At 66.3% G+C, this 18,219-nt stretch carries 8 protein-coding genes and 1 pseudogene; 3 read left to right on the top strand and 6 right to left on the bottom strand.

The window, feature by feature from the left end; all coding sequences use genetic code 11:
- Positions 1 to 99: 99 nt before the first annotated feature.
- On the bottom strand, positions 100 to 900 hold the full coding sequence (locus LGM42_RS25290) for an EAL domain-containing protein (RefSeq protein WP_059583779.1): 801 nt from the start codon (positions 898 to 900) through the stop codon (positions 100 to 102).
- A 715-nt stretch (positions 901 to 1,615) separates the two neighbouring features.
- Here LGM42_RS25290 and LGM42_RS25285 point away from each other — a divergent pair.
- Positions 1,616 to 3,715, top strand: coding sequence for an ATP-binding protein (locus tag LGM42_RS25285; protein ID WP_226233578.1), 2,100 nt, complete (start codon positions 1,616 to 1,618; stop codon positions 3,713 to 3,715).
- A gap of 25 nt (positions 3,716 to 3,740) precedes the next feature.
- Here LGM42_RS25285 and LGM42_RS25280 read toward each other — a convergent pair whose 3' ends face one another.
- From LGM42_RS25280 to LGM42_RS25270, 3 genes are all read right to left on the bottom strand, one after another.
- Positions 3,741 to 4,550, bottom strand: a complete 810-nt coding sequence (locus tag LGM42_RS25280) for an NYN domain-containing protein (protein ID WP_179231830.1) — start codon at positions 4,548 to 4,550, stop codon at positions 3,741 to 3,743.
- Between the two features lie 279 nt (positions 4,551 to 4,829).
- Positions 4,830 to 5,624, bottom strand: a complete 795-nt coding sequence (locus LGM42_RS25275) for an OmpA family protein (RefSeq protein ID WP_226233576.1) — start codon at positions 5,622 to 5,624, stop codon at positions 4,830 to 4,832.
- 106 nt (positions 5,625 to 5,730) lie between these two features.
- Positions 5,731 to 9,564, bottom strand: a complete 3,834-nt coding sequence (locus LGM42_RS25270) for a YadA family autotransporter adhesin (protein WP_413227430.1) — start codon at positions 9,562 to 9,564, stop codon at positions 5,731 to 5,733.
- Here LGM42_RS25270 and LGM42_RS33400 point away from each other — a divergent pair.
- Positions 9,449 to 9,769: a DNA-directed RNA polymerase II gene (locus LGM42_RS33400; RefSeq protein ID WP_413227431.1), complete on the top strand. Its 321-nt coding sequence runs from the start codon at positions 9,449 to 9,451 to the stop codon at positions 9,767 to 9,769. The two genes, LGM42_RS25270 and LGM42_RS33400, sit on opposite strands and share 116 nt — an antisense overlap.
- A 113-nt stretch (positions 9,770 to 9,882) precedes the next feature.
- Here LGM42_RS33400 and LGM42_RS33395 read toward each other — a convergent pair.
- A pseudogene (locus tag LGM42_RS33395) lies at positions 9,883 to 9,975 on the bottom strand (ESPR domain-containing protein); the annotation flags it as partial.
- Positions 9,976 to 11,056: 1,081 nt separating this feature from the next.
- Positions 11,057 to 11,806: a response regulator transcription factor gene (locus tag LGM42_RS25265; protein ID WP_059583773.1), complete on the bottom strand. Its 750-nt coding sequence runs from the start codon at positions 11,804 to 11,806 to the stop codon at positions 11,057 to 11,059.
- 448 nt (positions 11,807 to 12,254) lie between these two features.
- Between LGM42_RS25265 and uvrA the strand changes: the two genes are divergently transcribed.
- Positions 12,255 to 18,179: an excinuclease ABC subunit UvrA gene (gene uvrA / locus LGM42_RS25260; RefSeq protein WP_226233573.1), complete on the top strand. Its 5,925-nt coding sequence runs from the start codon at positions 12,255 to 12,257 to the stop codon at positions 18,177 to 18,179.
- The last annotated feature ends 40 nt before the right edge of the window (positions 18,180 to 18,219 follow it).

The raw sequence follows: 18,219 nt of genomic DNA, 5'->3' as shown, positions 1-18,219 counted from the left end.
GGGATGCGGCGGCGTCCGGCATGCCGACCCGACGCATGAAGCACGCGGCCTCGCGCCTGAAGCACGGATGGCGCCTACTCGCCTACGGCGCGCGCGGGGCTACGACAGGATCCGCGCATGGCAATCGGCGATGAACGTCTGGACCGCCGCTTCGCGCAGCGGCTCGCCGAGATAGAAACCCTGGCCGTCGACGTCCGGCAGTGTGCTGGCCCATTCGAACTGCGCGGCGGTTTCGATGCCCGTCATCACGATGTGCTTGCCATGGCTTTGCGCGATGTGCACCAGGGTCTCAACGACCCGCATGGATTCGATGTTTTGCAGGACATCGCGGATCAGCGAGCGATCGAACTTGACGATATCCACCGGCAACTGTTGCAACAGCGTCAGCGAATTGAAGCCTGCGCCGAAGTCGTCCAATGCGACGCGCACGCCGATTGCCTGCGCCGCATGGATGGCCTCCACCAGCCAGTCGAGCCGGGCAGGCGGAACGACGTCGGTCAGCTCGATTTCGACGCGAGCCGGCTCGAGCCCGAGCGACGTCAGCAGTGCGGAAAGCTGCGCCGGAAAATCCGCGTGCCCCAGCTCCGACGGAGACAGATTGATCGCGAGCGACAGCTTGCCGTAACCGGCCGCCTTCCACTGCGCCAGCATGTGCGCCGCTCTTCGGGTGAGCAGTTCGGTGAAGCGCGTGGCCAGAGATGAATCCTCGATCAGGCTGATGAACGACGCGGGCTCCAGGATGCCGCGCGCCGGATGGCGCCAGCGCATCAGACATTCGAAACCGGCCAGACGGATTCCCTGGAGCGCGAACTTGGGTTGCAGGAGGAAAAAGAACTCGCCCTGACGAAGTCCGCGTTCGGCATCGTCGAGCGGATCGTTTGATGCAAAGGGGAAATTCATGAATGTCCGGGTACGCCGATTAAATGTCGGCTGCATGTTGCTGATCGATCGATTCTATTGAGTGGAATGCAAAATTTCAACTCACGGAAAATAAACAAATGTAAATTTGTTTATTGTTTTGTATATTGGGGCTCGATTTTTGAGAATGAGATTCATGGGAATCGTATTGTGATATCGGGACTGCATATTGAAAGCTGAATTGATTTTCGTTTTGTGTGATGATTCGGCTTTTAATTCACAGATTTTTTTGGGTGGAGCGAGCGATGCGCGTGCTTTGGATGAGGGATGATGTCGCCTGGAAGTGATGGCTTATTATGGAAAGTATCAGGATAGAGCTTGAATTAAATGTTAATTTAATTGTAATTAAATTTGATGGTTAATTCCGGTGAAAATTGAAGTATAATTAACGCATATTAAATTACGGATCGCTGCTTGGAGGTCGTTTGGCCGGGCACGTCCGCGCGCGTATGTACAGGGCGGGCGATCGGCACGTGAAGGGGGGTGACCGGCTGCTGCGTCTCCGGTCAATGCTGCTTGAAGTGGGGTGCGGTGTTTGACGCAGGCATGTCAGATGCCGATCAATGCGATATCGATGGAGCATCATCTGATCGACATGTTCGGAAGATTTTTGGGGCTGGGGCGGCGCCGTTCATGTGATGAAGGCAGGCAGATGGCCGGGAGCGTGTCCTCGTATTGCGCCACGGAGTGGATACGCGTGACGTTTGCGCTGGTGCTGGTCTGTGCGGTGCTCACGGCGACACATGCGCTGCAACGCGTCGACCGCGCGTGGTTCGGGTTCGTGTCACGGTCGGCCCACGGCGGGCCCGTCAAGCCGCTGGCGATGATCGTGGTCGACGAACGTACGACCGCGCGTCTGGGCAACTGGCCGTTCAGCATCGAAACCCGTGAGCGGATGATGGAGCGGCTTGCCGGAAGCGGCGTCGCAGTCGTCAGTATCGACCTGACCGGCTTGCGGGACGTCGCGCGCGCACGTGCCGGGCACCGCGGTGGCGAGGCGGCAAGTCGCGGCGGCGCACGAACGGAGGCCGGGAGCGGCAACCTCGGCAATTCCGGCAACGCCGATCAAGCCTGCGCGCGCGGCGCTGCGTTTCACTGGAACGGACCTTGCGAGCGCTACTCGTACGTCAACGTGCTGGACGGCGCGGTGCCGTCGAACCGGCTGAGCGGCCGCGCGGTCCTGATTCGTGCGGCGGCCGACCTCGGGCATGGCCGGCCCGGCGTGTCGTCGGCCGGCGTGCGGCCGATCGGAGACGATGCCGCGGCAATCGTTGCATCGGCTGCGCCGGCCATGGCGGCACCGCTTCAACAGGCCGGTCTTGCGTGGGCGCTGCTGTTCAACGAGGCCGTCGTGGGCGTGATCTGTGCGTTGCTCTACCGGTTCGGTCCTGGTGCCGGCCTCGTTGCATCGTTCGCCGTCGCAGGAGCGGTTGCTGCGATCGCGTATGCCGTGTTCATGGTCGGCGGCGAGGCGCTGCCGCCCGCCACCGGCATGCTGATGTGCGTGCTCGCCTGCGTGCTGGTGTTCTGGCGGCGTACCGAAGTGTTGCTGCGCTTCATCGGTCTCCTCGGCGACCGCATGGCGACCGACCCGTCGCTGCATGCGGAGTCGGCGAGCGTCGTGCGATACGTCGACCCGGTTCGGCGGCAACTGGACAGGACTGCGAATCTGGATGCGCGAGTACGTCGCTATCGTGCCCTCATCGACGCATGGGTCGACAGTCTGCCGGAAGCGACGCTGATTGCGTCGGCCGACGGTGTCGTGCTGCTGGCGAACCGGCGGATCGCCGCGTGGTGCGCGGAGCCCGACGAGCATCCGGATGCCGGGCGGGCGCCGGTGGGCCGGCCGGTTTCGGACGTGCTGTTTCAGATCACCGCATCGCATCGGGCGAATGAATTCGTCGCGCAGGCGTTGACGTCGCTCGATCACTGGCCTGACGGCGACGCGCTGTCGGCACAGACGAAATCGCAGCTCGACCAGGGAATCGAGATCGCCAATGCACGGTGCGGTCGTTCGCTGCTGATCAAGTGCGCACCGATCCGCCCGTCCGTCTATGGCGAGCGCGCGCTGGTCTTTCATGTCGCGGACGTCTCGTCCGTCCGGATGGCCGAGCGGCAGCGGGACATGGCGCTGCGATTCCTGTCGCACGACATGCGGTCGCCGCAGGCGTCGATTCTCGCGCTCGTTTCGCAGATCCGGCGGGATCCGTCGCGGTACACGCCGCAGCGCTTCGCCGAACTGGTATCACAGTATGCGACGCGCGCGCTGACCCTCTCCGACGATTTCCTCTTTCTTGCCAGGGCCGAGAATCTGCCGCCGAAGCTGGCCGCGGTCGATCCCGCACTGGTGCTCGGCGATGCCGTCGACGATCTGCTGCCGCAGGCGAGTGCGAAATCGACGATCGTCAACCTGACGGCGGAGCCCGGGCTCAGTACGATCGCCGATGTGCAATTGCTGCGGCGGGCATTCGTCAATCTGATCGGCAACGCGATCAAGTTCGGTCGCGAAGCCTCCACGGTCGACGTGGAGTTGTCGGCCACGGATCGGCACGTGAAGATCGCCGTGACCGATTACGGAACCGGCATATCCGAGCGCGACCAGGAAAAGCTGTTTCGCGAATTCACGCAACTGGACGGCGGCGCGTCGATGTCCGGGCATGGTTTGGGCCTGGCATTCGTCAAGACGGTCGTCGATTCGCTCGGCGGAAAGCTGCAGGTCCGCTCGAAGCTGGGGGAAGGGACGACCTTCCTCATGTTCCTGTCGAAGCACGATCACGACGCGGCGCTCGGGCGCTGATCGGGCTGCCGCGATGCCTTGATGGCTAGGCGCTGGAAACGACCTGAATCCGGCGCGCCTCAGGGGCGCCCGTGTGTTTCGCGGGCATCGCGAGGTCGAATTCGAGAATCGTGCTTCGAGACGGCAACCGCGCGACGATCGACGGATCCTGCAAACTGCTGCCGCGAAAGTAGGCGGGGCTCGTCTCGGCCGCCGCGAGCAGCGGCGTATCGGGCAACGCGGCCCAGAACGCGATGAAGCCATATCCGTCGTCCGGCTCGAACCGGTTGCACACGCCGCGCACGCGTGAGCCGACCTGGCCCCAGGCAGGCGAGCCGGAGGCCGCATCGCGAACCGGCAGCAGGCCCGGCACCAGATAGCCGCTGATGAACTGGTCGGCCGCATCGCGTAATTCGAGCGGCACGTTGTCGAACCCGAGGACTTCGACCCGGCATCCCTTCTTCTGCAACGCTCGTACGACTTCGACGAAATCGCCGTCGCTGGTGGCGACGAGCACGGTGTCGAGCCGGTCCGATTCGGACAGCGCGTCGATGGCCATGCCCAGATCCGAATTCGATTTGACGGTTTCGGTGCCATCCTCGTCGGCGATGTGTCTGAGCGGCTTGACCGTGACGCGGAATCCCTTGTCGCGCAGTGCCGCCTGATAGCCCTTGATCCGCGCGTCGTAATCGGCGGAGCGTGCCGCGCGGCGTGCGTCGAAACTCAGATACGCGTGCAGCCGCTGAATCGTGGCGCCGGCCCGACCGGCGAGCGCGCGCAGCACGTCGTATCGCATCAGATGGCCGCCATTCGCGTCGATGCTGCTGCCATCCACATACACCCCGACCCTTCTCATCGTCGTCATCCGGATTGCTGGTAGCTGGTCGCTCAGGCGTTCGAATCAAGCGCCGTCGTGCCGCGTCGCGCGCTTTCCGCACGGGTAGGGCGCAGCGCGGGCGCGCGGTCGTTCCGGCCCGGCACCGATACGGCGGAAAACGCGATGCCGCCGGCGATGCCGGCAAGCCCGAGGCGCGCGTTACCGCCCACAGGGGCGCGATGCCGGTTTGCCGGTCGTTCGATGGTGGCGCCCGCCACGCAGGCGAAGCGTGAATGACGCCACCGGCGTCGCGGCCGGTCAGTCGCGGCCGCTGAGCGCGATCGAGACCCGGCGATCGGGCTGCAGGCACGCGATCACGGCGCGGCTCTGGCCGGGCGGGCAATGCGCGACGGGCTCGCGCGATCCCACGCCGTCCGCCTCGATGACGTTTCCGTCCAGGCCATGCGCGATCAGATAGCGGCGGACCGTTTGCGCCCGCGCGCGCGACAGCGGGTCGTTCACCGCGGGGGGGCCGATCCGGTCGGTGTGCCCGACGACGACGATCCGCGTGATCGTCTTGTGGCGCTTGATTCGCTCGACCGCATCGTCGAGCTGCGCCTTGCCGCCCGGCTGCATCGATTCGAGGCTCGATTGGCCGAACGCGAACAGCGCGTCGCTTTGCAGCGTGAATTGCTCGATCGGCGCGGCCGGCGACTCTGCCGCGGCCGCCGGCGCGGCGGATTGCGTGCGCACGAAGTCCGCGCATGCGGGGTCGCGCCAGTACGTATTGCTCACCTTCATGTGCTCGTCGTAGCGCACCTGGTACTGGCACGAAACGACTTCGTTGCCGCGGCGGAAGTCGAACAGGTAGTTCCACACGTGGCTGCCGACGAACCACTCGTTGAAGTGAGGAGGACCGAGCAGGTCGAACATCTGGTCCTTGTTCAGGCCGGGCCCGACGTTACGCAGGTTGGCCACGTTCACGAACGTGCCGCCCTTCGGGCTGGCGGATTGCGGATCCGGGAAGCGGGGCGGCCCGTCGGCCGCACAGCCTGCCAGGGATGCAACGGAAAGCACACTGACGGACAGCACAAGTGCCCATTGGATTTTCATGATCAGTCTCTCATCGTATAAGGAGCCGCGTATCCGGCGCCGCGGCAACGATCGATCGTTGCGCGCGGCCGCCGCGTGTCGCTGCAGGACCGCCGTTTTTCCGCCGTCACCACTGGTAACCCGCGCCGATCACGGCGCCGTAGTCGTTGCGCGTGTTGGTCGTGATGGCGGCCTTATAGATCCAGTGATTGTTCTCGGAGATCGTCGAGATGCCGATCGCCTGCCCCGACTGGCTGCGATAGACGCTGCCGGCGATCGCCACCATGCTCTTGCCCGGGCCGGACGGTTGCGGCAGGCCCGCGACGGCCATCGCGCTGGCGGTGCCGCCGTCCGCGTCGCGTCGCAGCGACTGGATCTTCGCGTCGGTGTACGCGTTCGCGTTGCCCACCGCGGCATTCAGTTGCTGGACATTGACGCCATCGGTGGGCGCGGTGCCGGCGGCGACGTTCGTGAGTTGCCGCGTCGAAGTCGCCGTGCCGATCGACACGACGTTGTTGCGCCCGCCGTCGTTGCTGCCCGAGCCGATCGCCACGGAGCCGTTGCCGGACGACGTCGCGCCCGAGCCGATCGTCGTCGAGCCGGTGCCCGATGCGGTCGAGCCGTTGCCGACCGCCGTGCTGTTCGAGCCGGACGCCACCGCGCCGTTGCCGCCTGCTGACGAGTTCGAGCCCGTCGATGCGGGCGGCGTCGACGAGCCCGGGGTCGACGGGAAGCCGCCGTTACCGTTGGTACTGCTGATGTTCTGGATCAGCGTCGTCAGGTTCTGGTTGACGGCCTCGAGCTGGCTGACGTTGACCGCGTCGGTGCCGGCCGAGCCGGCGGCGAGACCGGTGATCTTGCGGTTGCCGACGTTGATTTCGCCGGCAGACGACTGCGGGCTGCTCAAGCCGTACGCAATGTAGTTCGACTGCGCGCCGACCGTCGTGACCGAGCCGGCGCCGAGCGCGATGCTGTTCGCGAAGCTCGCGCTGGCGCCCGAGCCCAACGCGATGGCGTCGGCTGCGCTGCTGTTCGCGCCGGAGCCGATCGCGATGCCGCCCGACGTGCCGGCAACGGCGTTCGCGCCTTGTGCGATCGATTGCGGCCCCGTCGCATTCGCGCCGCTGCCCAGCGCGATGGCATCGGCCTGCCCCGAGTTCGCGGCCTGGCCGATGGCCACGCCGCCGGGCGCCGTCTGCTGCACGATCGCACCGTTGCCGATCCCGACGCCGTTGTCTCCATTGACGACGGTGGTCGGGCCCACCGCGATCGATTCCGCGCCTACCGCGAGCGAATCGGCGGCGGACGAGTTGGCATGGAAGTACATCGTCGGCGTGACGGCGAACGATTGCAGGGCGCCGGTCAACTGCCGGACCGTGACCGCATCGTGCGCGTCGGTCCCGTCGGCGACGTTGATCAGTTGCCGGTACGTGTTGCCCGATGCACTGCCGAACGACACGGCGCCCAGCAGGGTCGCGTCGGACGTATTGAACGGTACGGTGTGGCTGCCGGCCGGAATCGTTCCGCTGCCGGCCGCGATGGCGCGATCCGATACGGCGCCCGAGCCGATCGCGGCCCCGCCGGCTATCGAAACGGCCGTCTGCGCACCGAGCGCCACGCCGCTCGCCGCGCTCGATTGCGCGCCGGTGCCGGCGGCCAGGCTGTCGGCCGCGCTCGCGACTGCCTGAGGACCGACGGCAATACTGTCCGTCCCGGTCGCCTGGCTGTCGGCCAGCGTCGAGTTCGCGTGGAAGTATTTGATACCGGCGCCATTGTTGATGTTCGAGATGGCCGTCGTGTTGGCCGTCACCTGCTCGTTGGTCGCGAACAATTGCGAACCGTTGACCGCGTCGGTGCTGGCGCCGCTCAACTGGCCGGCCGCGACGTTCTGGATCTGGCGCTCCGCGCCCGGCGCACCGACGCTCACGACGCCGGTGGGGGCTGCGCCCGCGAAGTTGTAGGTCACGCCGCCGATGACCGCGCTCGAGGTCGGGGTGGCGGCGGTGGTGGTCGCGTTCGCGCCGAGCGCGACAGAATTCGCGACCGTCGCTTGCGCGTTGCCGCCGATCGCGACGGCATCGGCGCCGGTCGCCGACGAATCGGGCGCAGTCGAATTCGCGTGGAAGTACTTGATGCCCGCGCCGTTGTTGATGTTCGATATCGCGGTCGTGTTTGCCGTTACTTGCTGGTTGGTCGCGAACAACTGCGACCCGTTGACCGCGTCGGTGCTGGCGCCGCTCAACTGGCCGGCCGCGACGTTCTGGATCTGGCGCTCCGCGCCCGGCGCACCGACGCTCACGACGCCGGCCGGTGCCGCGCCCGCGAAGTTGTAGGTCACGCCGCCAATGACCGCGCTCGAAGTCGGCGTGGCCGCGACCGTCGCCGAATTCGCACCGAGCGCGACGCTGTTGGCCACGCTCGCAGTCGCACCCGAGCCGAGCGCGACGCCGCCCGTGGCCGCGGCCTGGACGTTGGCCGCATCGCCGATCGCGATCGCGCCCGCGACATTGGCCTGCGACGCGTTGCCGAGCGCGACGGAACCCTGTCCGGTCGCGACGTTCGTATTGCCCAGCGCGACCGCGCCATTGCCGTTCGCAGTGTTGTTGGCGCCCATGGCCATCGCGCCGTTGCCGGTAGCCGTGTTCGGATCGCCGATCGCGACCGCGCCGTTGCCGTTCGCGGTCTGCCCTTCGCCGAGTGCGATCGCACCGGTGCCGCCGGTCACCTGCGAGTTGTGACCGCCGGCGATGGAACCCGCGCCCGCGGCTGCGGCCACCGTGCTGGTGTCGCCGAATGCGACCGTCGAGCCGGCCAGCGCTTGCGAGCCGGTGCCGATCGCGACGCCGCCGTATGCCGAGACCCCGGCATTCACGCCAAGGGCCACCGAGTTGTCGGCGCCTGCGGTCGCGCCGGCGCCGAGCGCGACACCGGAAATGCCGGATGCGGTCGCCAGGTTGCCGAGGGCAATGCCGAACAGGGTGGAGGCCGTGGCGGTGTTGCCGATCGCGATCGAGCTCGTGCCGCTCGCCGTCGCCTGGCTGCCGAATGCCTGCGCGTAGGTATTGCTCGCGAGCGCGTTGTAGCCGATTGATACCGCCTGGGCGCCGGTCGCCTGCGTGCCGGAACCGGGCACGCCGGCCGTGCCGCCCGGCCCGAGCGCGACCGCGTTGACGCCCGATGCGCCGCTGTTGACGCCGATCGCGACGCCGGACGCGCCGCTGACCGACGCGCCGGAACCCAGCGCGATGCCGGCGTCGGCGGTGTTGGTGGTGATCGCATCGAAACCCGCGGCGATCGAATAGGTGCCCGCCGCGGTGGACATCGTCGCCAACGCGGTCGAATGATCGCCCGATGCCGTACTGCCGGCGCCGAGCGCCGTCGCGGAATTGCTGGAGGCGATCGACGAATTGCCGAGGGAAATCGAAGACGTGCCGGACGCGGCCGCATTCAATCCACCGGACAGCGCGTTGTCGGCGCTCGCACGGGCACCCGCACCCAACGCCGTGCTGCCGATTCCGGATGCCGTCGAGAAATCGCCGAGCGCACTGGCGTTCTCGGCGGTCGCGGCGGCGGAGGCACCGAGCGACGAAGCGTTGGTGCCGGTCGCCAGCGCCTGATGCCCGATCGCGCTCGCACCAATTCCGCTGGCCGTGGTGTTGCCGCCGATGGCCGTCGAGCTGCTGTTGGACGCCGTGGCCGCCTGCCCGAAGGCGCTGGCTCCGGAGCTGCCTGCGACTGCGCTGTTTCCGATCGCTGTCGTGGCGGTATCGGTAGCAGCGGCCAAGTGACCCAGGGCAACCGAGTTTGCTCCGGTCGCATTTGAGTTGGGGCCGATTGCTGTCGACATGATGGCCGACGCAACGGAAGCGGGACCGATCGCGGTGCTCGTCTGCCCGGACGCCGTGGTGTTCACGCCGATCGCCAATGCATTCCCGCCGTTTGCGACCGTGTTTGCGCCCATCGAGATTGCGCCCGCTGCGGACGAATGGGCGTTCGTGCCAAGCGCGATTGCATTCAGTCCAGCCGTCGACGCTCCACCACCGATGGCGACACCCAGGCCGCCGCTGGCGGATGCGGCAGCGCCGCCGGCACCGGAGATCGCGACATCGCCGGTGCCCGTGGCGCTGCCGTTACCGGCGGAATACTGTGCGTGTGCGATCTGGTAAGACGCGCCGAGGAAAACCGGGATCGCAAAGCCGAGAAGGATTCGAATGGTCCGTTGCTGTCCGATCGCCGAGTGTGATCCCGCCAGCCGGTGGTCGCATGAGGCGTCCGAGCCGGAGTCGCCCTTGCCGCGCGCCTTGCCCAGCTCCGATGCTGCGACGAACGTGCCGCGCGACTTGCTCCATATGACCTTGTACACTCTATTCATCTTGATCACCCCTATGAAGGAATAAATCTTTATCGGATACGATTGAGTAGTCGTGCTAAATGTCTTGTGACAATAAAATTTGCGTCATGGGCGGTTGATCGAGATCTTGCGCTGTCCATGGAGGGCGATGCGAGGTGTCGTCCATGGCGCTGCAAGCGGGTCTCGAGCGGGAGCGTCGCTCGGCGACTTCGACGGCGCACGGCCGTCGAAATATCGGAATGGAATGATCGGGTGCGACCACGACAGTGTGTCGGGTCTCGAATGGGATTGGGGCGGGCCGGGTAAGTCGATCGCGTGACAACGCCGCGCGGTCGCGCTTATCACCGATCGCTTCATGAGGTTTTCCATTTCTGTATCTCGGCATGAAAAAATCGTGCTCGACGGCAGGCCGCCGTTACTGTAAATGGGATAGTCGGAACAACTGCCAATTCAATATGCGATCTTGATTTTTGGACGAATAAATTCGTCTTCGAGAATATTTCTGGTCGGGTACTTTGCGATGACTTTTATAGATTGGTGAGTGCCGATTTCCGTGCGGAGAATCGATCATTTCCAAAATGATATAAACGTCTTTAATTGCATGATCCTTGTGATGCTAGATATTAGGGGGGAACATTCGAATCAAAAAGCAAACATTTGTCACGCATTGAATGATTGTTAACGTGTGACGACGTTGCCATCATTGCGATGGATCGGATGGGGCGCACGTAGACGGTTCGGGCTGACTTGCAGCACGCGTCGGTGTCAAAACGCCGGGAGGCATCGGAGATCCGATGGTCACGTGTTCCGAAATGAATAGGAGTTCAAAGCGAACGCGGAGCGGTCATTACGTCGGCGTGCGGTGCAAGGAAATCCGGCGCGTCGGCCGGCGCATATCAGGCGCCGTGCGGATGCGGTTCGTCGCGGTGCAGAATGCGACGATCAGCATCGGCAATGCCGTTGCGGCGCCCGCGCGAGATTCGAGATGGCCAGTGCCGCGGAAGCCCGCCTCGTTGCGTGACGAAGCGCCGGCGCATGTCGTCGGCGCATGCCGGGAGCCGCGCCTCCTGCCCGAGACACGGCTACCCACCTGCAACGAAACTCACGCGCGGCTTTCCATCAGCATGCCTACGTCGCGACGAACGTCGGCCGACGCTTCGGCGGCGGGTTTGATCTGATCGAGTCGATAACCGAGCGTATAGATGGCGGAAAGGCGCAAGCCGTTCTCGATCCCGAGTTTCAGCTTCTGCCGAATCCGGTAGATATGCGTATCGAGCGAACGCGACTCCGTTCCCAGTTCCCGCCCCCACGCCGTGGTCGCCAGCAACTCGCGCGACATGATCTTGCCGAGATTGTGAAACAGGCACGCGACGAGTTGAAATTCCTTCGTCGTCAATTCGATCTTGGTATCGCGAAGCCGGACCGCGCGCTCCACCGGGTCCAGCACGTACGCGCCCGCCCGGATCGGCTCGTCGCGCTTCACGTTGCGCGCAACGCGGCGCAACAGCGCGTTGACCCGCGCGGCGAGCTCCTCGGCGCGGAACGGCTTGCTCAGATAGTCGTCGGCGCCGGCCTCCAGCGCCCTGACGACATCGAGTTCCTCGACGCGGCTGGTGAGGAACAGCACGCCGTATTCGACATCCGCACGCGTCCGGATCCAGTTCAGGACTTCGATGCCGGTCAGGCTGGGCAAGTGCCAATCGAGCACGACGGCGTCGACGGATTCGGACCGCAGGTAGCGCAGCGCCTGCTCTCCATCGACGACGACCTTGATCGTGTGGCAATAAGGGGAAAGTGCGCTTTGCACTTCCTCCGCCTGAACGGGATCGTCCTCCACAACCAATATGCGCATTCGTGCCCCCGGGGTATCGTGATCGGCCTGCTCGACTGAAACGGCAAACATGGCTGTGCGAGCAGGCAAACGTTTGCTTTTTGATGCAATTGAAACAAACGGTTAAGGAATATAAATCATCGGTAATGAGCAAGATTGTGACATTTTGTGAATTCGTCGTATGAATGACGCAGCCAGTAAAAAGAGACGGAACCCATCTTTTTCGACGGAATTTTACTTGCCCGGCGAGCGCGCCGATAAATGGAATCGCGATTTCGGGCCATAGGCGCGCGCGATGCCGTGGCCAGGCGGCGGTCGTGCGGATGGCAGCAGCCGTCAATGGAAAACTGTATGAATGTACAGTATAGTATCCGTCGAACTCGACCGGCGCGGGCATCGTGCGTGCGACATCCGCCGCGGCGCGGCGGCACAGTGAATTCCGGCTAACTCATTCAGACGGGCAGGCAAATTGTCATCCAGCAATCTGATCCGCATTCGCGGAGCACGTCAGCACAACCTCAAGAATCTCGATCTCGACCTGCGCACCGGCGAAATGACGGTCGTCACCGGCCCGTCCGGCTCCGGCAAGTCGAGTCTCGTGTTCGACACGCTGTACGCGGAAGGCCAGCGGCGCTACGTCGAAACCTTCAGTGCCTACGCGCGGCAGTTCCTCGACCGGATGGATCGCCCGCAGGTCGAGCGCGTCGACGGCGTGCCGCCCGCGATCGCGATCGACCAGACCAACCCGGTCCGCAGTTCGCGCTCGACCGTCGGCACGATGACCGAGCTGAACGACCACCTGAAGCTGCTGTATGCGCGCGCGGCCGAGCTGTTCGACCGCAAGACCGCGCGGCAGGTACGGCACGACACGCCGGAGACGATCTACGCGGAGCTCGTCGCGCGCACGCAGGCCGACGATCCGCGCGTGGTCGTCACGTTCCCGGTCGAATTGCCGGAAGCGGTGTCCGACGAGGAAATCGCGCAGTGGCTGTCGGCGAGCGGCTACACGCGCGTGCAGGCGCAGCGCGAAGTCGCGTCGCCCACCGGGCCGCGCAAGATGCTCGACGTGGTGGCCGACCGCTTCCGCGTGCAGCAGGCCGACAAGGTGCGGGTGGTCGAGGCGATCGAGGCGTCGCTGAAGCGCGGCGGCGGCCGCGTGAACGTGTACGTGCTGGCGGCGGACGCGGAAAATGCGCTGGCCGAGCCGCAAGTGTGGCGCTTCTCCACCGGGCTCCACGATCCCGATAGCGACCTGCGTTACGCGGAGCCGCAAGCGGCGCTGTTCTCGTTCAACTCGGCATACGGCGCGTGCGAAACCTGCCGCGGCTTCGGTCGCGTGATCGGCGTCGATCTCGGGCTCGTGATTCCCGATGCGCGCAAGACGTTGCGCGGCGGCGCGATCAAGCCGATGCAGACGCCCGCGTGGAAAGAGTGCCAGGACGACCTGATGCGCTATGCGGCGAAAGCCGGCATCCGGCGCGACGTGCCGTGGTCCGAGCTGACGGACGCCGAGCGCGACTGGGTCGTCAACGGCTCGCCGGACTGGAACGGCAAGTGGCAGAGCCAGTGGTACGGCGTGAAGCGCTTCTTCGGCTACCTCGAATCGAAAGCGTACAAGATGCACATCCGCGTACTGCTGTCGAAATACCGCAGCTATACGCCGTGCGACGTGTGCGGCGGCGCGCGCCTGAAGACGGAATCGCTGCAATGGCGGCTCGGCTCGAAGGAGAATGCCGACGGCGTGCTCGCGCCGGCCGACCGCTTCATGCCGCGCGGCGTCGAATGGAGCCGCGCGCAGCTCGAAGCGCTGCCCGGCCTGACGGTGCACGATCTGATGCTGCTGCCGATCGAGCGCATCCGGCGCTTCTTCGACGAAATCGTGCTGCCGAGCGCGCTGCTCGACGACGCATTGAAGCTGCTGCTCGCCGAAGTGCGCACGCGCCTGAAATACCTGTGCGACGTCGGGCTCGGCTACCTGACGCTCGACCGGCAGAGCCGCACGCTGTCGGGCGGCGAGGTGCAGCGGATCAATCTGACCACCGCGCTCGGCACGTCGCTCACGAAAACCCTGTTCGTGCTCGACGAGCCGAGCATCGGGCTGCATCCGCGCGATCTCACGCGGATCGTCGAGGCGATGCAGCGGTTACGCGACGCGGGCAACACGCTGGTCGTCGTCGAGCACGATCCGTCGGTGATGCTCGCGGCCGATCGATTGATCGACATGGGGCCGGGCCCGGGCGAGCGCGGCGGCACGATCGTGTACGACGGCACGCCGTCGGACATCCGTTCCGCGCACACGCTGACGGGCGAGTATCTCGGCGGCCGCAAGCAGGTCGCGCATGCGTCGAACTGGGCGCGCCGCGCGGTCGACGCGAACACGCCGCGCATCGTGCTCGAAGGCGCGACCGAGCACAACCTGCGCGACGTCACGGTCGAGATTCCGCTGCAGCGGCTCGTGTGCGTGACGGGCGTGTCCGGCTCCGGCAAATCCACGCTGCTGCAGGACGTGCTGTATCCGGCGATGGCGCGGCATCACGGCAAGGCGACCGAATCGCCGGGTGCGTACCGCAGCCTGACGGGCGCCGACCAGGTCGGCGACGTCGTATTCGTCGACCAGTCGCCGATCGGCAAGACCACGCGCTCGAACCCGGCGAGCTACGTCGGCGCGTTCGACGAAATCCGCAAGCTGTTCGCGAAGGCGCCGCTCGCGCTGCAGCGCGGCTACGGCGCGGGCACGTTCAGCTTCAACTCGGGCGACGGCCGTTGCCCGACCTGCGGCGGCTCGGGTTTCGAGCACATCGAGATGCAGTTCCTGAGCGACGTCTACCTGCGCTGCCCGGATTGCGACGGCAGCCGCTACCGTGCCGAAATCCTCGAAGTGCGGATCGAGCGCGACGGCCGCGCGCTGAACATCGCCGACGTGCTCGACCTGACCGTCAGCGAAGCGGCCGCGTTCTTCGCGACCGATGCCGAGGTGCTGCGCGTGCTGCAGCCGATCGTCGACGTCGGCCTCGAATACGTGAAGCTCGGCCAGCCGGTGCCGACGCTGTCGGGCGGCGAGGCGCAGCGCCTGAAGCTCGCCGGCTTCCTCGCCGAGTCGGCGGCGGCGGCGGGCGGGCGCCGGGTCGCGACGGAAGAGGCGCGCATCGCACGCGCGAAACTGTTCATGTTCGACGAGCCGACCACCGGGCTGCACTTCGACGACATCGCGAAACTGATGCAGGCATTCGGCAAGCTGCTCGCGGCCGGCCATTCGCTGATCGTGATCGAGCACAACCTCGACGTGATCCGCGCGGCCGACTGGCTGATCGATCTCGGCCCGGAAGGCGGCGACGGCGGCGGCCTCGTGCTCTGCGCGGGCACGCCGGACGACGTGAAGGCCTGCGCCGAATCGCATACCGGCGTGGCGCTGCTGCAGTACGACCGTGCGATGGATGCCGGCGCGGTGCATACCGGCGCGGTGCATACCGGCGCGGTGCATGCCGACGAAGGCAAGCCGTTGCAGGCCGTGCTGAACGCGGCGCGCGCGCGCCGGGCGATCGAAGGCGAGGACGTCGTGCGCATCGTCAATGCGCGCGAGCACAACCTGAAGGCGCTCGACGTCGACATCCCGCACGGCAAGTTCAACGTGATCACCGGCGTGTCGGGTTCCGGCAAGTCGACGCTCGCGTTCGACATCCTGTTCCACGAGGGCCAGCGTCGCTACCTCGAATCGCTGAACGCGTATGCGCGCTCGATCGTGCAGCCGGCCGGCCGCCCCGAGGTCGATGCCGTGTACGGCATTCCGCCGACCGTCGCGATCGAGCAGCGGCTGTCGCGCGGCGGGCGCAAGAGCACGGTCGCGACCACGTCCGAGGTGTGGCATTTCCTGCGGCTGCTGTACGTGAAGCTCGGGCTGCAACACTGCATCCATGACGGCACGCCGGTCACGTCGCAATCCGTCGAATCGATCGCCGCGCAACTGCTGCGCGACCATCGCGGCGAACACGTCGGGTTGCTCGCGCCGCTCGTCGTCAATCGGAAGGGCGTGTATACGGATCTCGCGAAGTGGGCGAAGGCGCGCGGCAGCACGCATCTGCGCGTCGACGGCGAGTTCGTCACGGTCGACCCGTGGCCGAAGCTCGACCGCTTCCGCGAGCACACGATCGAATTGCCGGTGGCCGATATCGTCGTGTCGCCGGACAACGAAGCGGAGTTGCGGCGCAGGCTCGACGAGACGCTCGAGCTCGGCAAGGGCGTGATGCACCTGCTCGCGCCGCTCGACGGGCTGCACGATGCGATGCGCAACGATCGTTCGACCGCCCGGGTCGGCGCGGTCAAGGTGCTGTCGGTCAAGCGCGCGTGCCCGGTGTGCGGCACGAGCTATCCGGAGCTCGACCCGCGGATGTTCTCGTACAACAGCAAGCACGGCTGGTGCACGACCTGCGTCGGCACCGGCGTCACGCTCACGCGCGAACAGCGCGCCGCATACGACGACACGGTGTTCGCCGGCGACGATCGCGGCCGCGAGCAAACCTTGCCGTCGGACGAGCAGGAACCGGAAGGTGTCGGCAACGAGCCGTGCCCCGATTGCCACGGCACGCGGCTGAACCCGTCCGCGCGCGCGGTCACGTTCGACGCGCATCCGATCGTCGAGGTCGCGCAATGGACGGTATCGGACACGCGCCGCTGGATCGACGCGCTGGAACTCACCGGGCGCGATGCGCAGATCGCGCGCGACATCGTCAGCGAGATCGGCAGCCGCCTCGCGTTTCTCGAGGAAGTCGGGCTCGGCTACTTGAGCCTCGATCGTGCGGCGCCGAGCCTGTCGGGCGGCGAAGCGCAGCGCATCCGGCTCGCCGCGCAGCTCGGCAGCAACCTGCAGGGCGTCTGCTACGTGCTCGACGAGCCGACGATCGGCCTGCATCCGCGCGACAACCAGATCCTGCTCGACGCATTGCGCAAGCTCGGCGACAAGGGCAATACGCTGGTCGTCGTCGAGCATGATGAAGACACGATCCGCCGCGCGGATCACATCATCGACGTCGGCCCGGGCGCGGGCAAGCGCGGCGGCACGCTGGTCGCCGAGGGCGCGGTCGCCGATCTGGCCGCGCAGCCGGACTCGGTCACGGGCCGATTGCTCGCGCAGCCGATGACGCACCCGCTGCAGCCGCGCCGCGGCGTGAGCCTGCCGGGCAAGAAGGGCGGCGAGGCCGTGCCGGAAGCCTGGCTGACCGTGCATGGCGCGACGCTGCACAACCTGCGCGACGTCACGGTCGGCATTCCGCTCGCGCGGCTCGTCGCGGTGACGGGCGTGAGCGGCTCGGGCAAGTCGACGCTCGCGCGCGACGTGCTGATGACGAACCTGCTGGACGCGGTCGGCCGCTCGGTGCTGTCGTCGCCGGCCACGCGGCGTGCGCGCAAGGCGGCGCAGCAGGACGCACCGGCCACGAACCTCCGTTCGAGCGTGCTCGCGCGCAGCGCACCGCGGCCGTCGCTGAACGTCACGCATGCATGGCAGGGCTGCGAGTCGCTGAGCGGCTGGGAGCAGATCGATCGCGTGCTCGAGGTCGACCAGACGCCGATCGGCAAGACGCCGCGCTCGTGCCCGGCCACTTATATCGGCGTGTGGGACACGATCCGCAAGCTGTTCGCCGATACGCTCGAAGCGCGCGCACGCGGCTATACGGCGTCGCGTTTCTCGTTCAACACCGGCGACGGGCGCTGCCCGGCCTGCGAAGGGCAAGGCGTGCGCACGATCGGCATGAGCTTCCTGCCCGACGTGAAGGTGCCGTGCGACGTGTGCCACGGGCAGCGCTTCAATCCGGAAACGCTCGCCGTCACGTGGCGCGGCCGGAACATCGGCGACGTGTTGACGATGGAGATCGACGAGGCGGTCGAATTCTTCGCGCCGATCTCGAACATCGCGCATCCGCTGCAGTTGATGAAGGACGTCGGGCTCGGCTACCTGACGCTCGGCCAGCCGTCGCCGACGCTGTCCGGCGGCGAGGCGCAGCGCATCAAGCTCGTCACCGAGCTGACGAAGGTGCGCGACGACATCACGCGGCGCGGCCAGAAGGCGCCGCACACGCTGTACGTGCTCGACGAGCCGACGGTCGGCCTGCACATGGCCGACGTCGCGAAGCTGATTCGCGTGCTGCACCGGCTCGTCGATGCGGGGCATAGCGTCGTCGTGATCGAGCACGATCTCGACGTGATCGCGGAAGCCGACTGGATCATCGATCTCGGGCCGGAAGGCGGCGTCGGCGGCGGCACGATCGTCGCGGCGGCGGCGCCGGAAGCGCTCGCGAAGGTGAGTGCGAGCCATACGGGGCAGGCATTGAAGCCCGTACTGGCGCGAACGGCATCGCCCGACGGCGAAACCGAGCGGCAGGGCGAAGCGCGCGTCGGTTAGACGCGGTGCTTGTCGCAAGCGGCCCCGGTGTCAGGCGAGA

Origin of the sequence: Burkholderia sp. AU39826, from assembly GCF_020419965.1 — a bacterium.
In the GTDB taxonomy this organism is placed as follows: domain Bacteria; phylum Pseudomonadota; class Gammaproteobacteria; order Burkholderiales; family Burkholderiaceae; genus Burkholderia; species Burkholderia semiarida.
The sequence above is the reverse complement of the archived record's forward strand: the minus strand, read 5'-3'. Positions and strand labels throughout refer to the sequence as shown.

Coding starts and splice junctions, on each gene's coding strand:
- LGM42_RS25265 (WP_059583773.1), bottom strand. CDS start 11,806: ATGCGCATATTGGTTGTGGAGGACGATCCCGTTCAGGCGGAGGAAGTG.
- LGM42_RS25290 (WP_059583779.1), bottom strand. CDS start 900: ATGAATTTCCCCTTTGCATCAAACGATCCGCTCGACGATGCCGAACGC.
- LGM42_RS25275 (WP_226233576.1), bottom strand. CDS start 5,624: ATGAAAATCCAATGGGCACTTGTGCTGTCCGTCAGTGTGCTTTCCGTT.
- LGM42_RS25280 (WP_179231830.1), bottom strand. CDS start 4,550: ATGAGAAGGGTCGGGGTGTATGTGGATGGCAGCAGCATCGACGCGAAT.
- LGM42_RS33400 (WP_413227431.1), top strand. CDS start 9,449: ATGATGGCCGACGCAACGGAAGCGGGACCGATCGCGGTGCTCGTCTGC.
- LGM42_RS25270 (WP_413227430.1), bottom strand. CDS start 9,564: ATGGGCGCAAACACGGTCGCAAACGGCGGGAATGCATTGGCGATCGGC.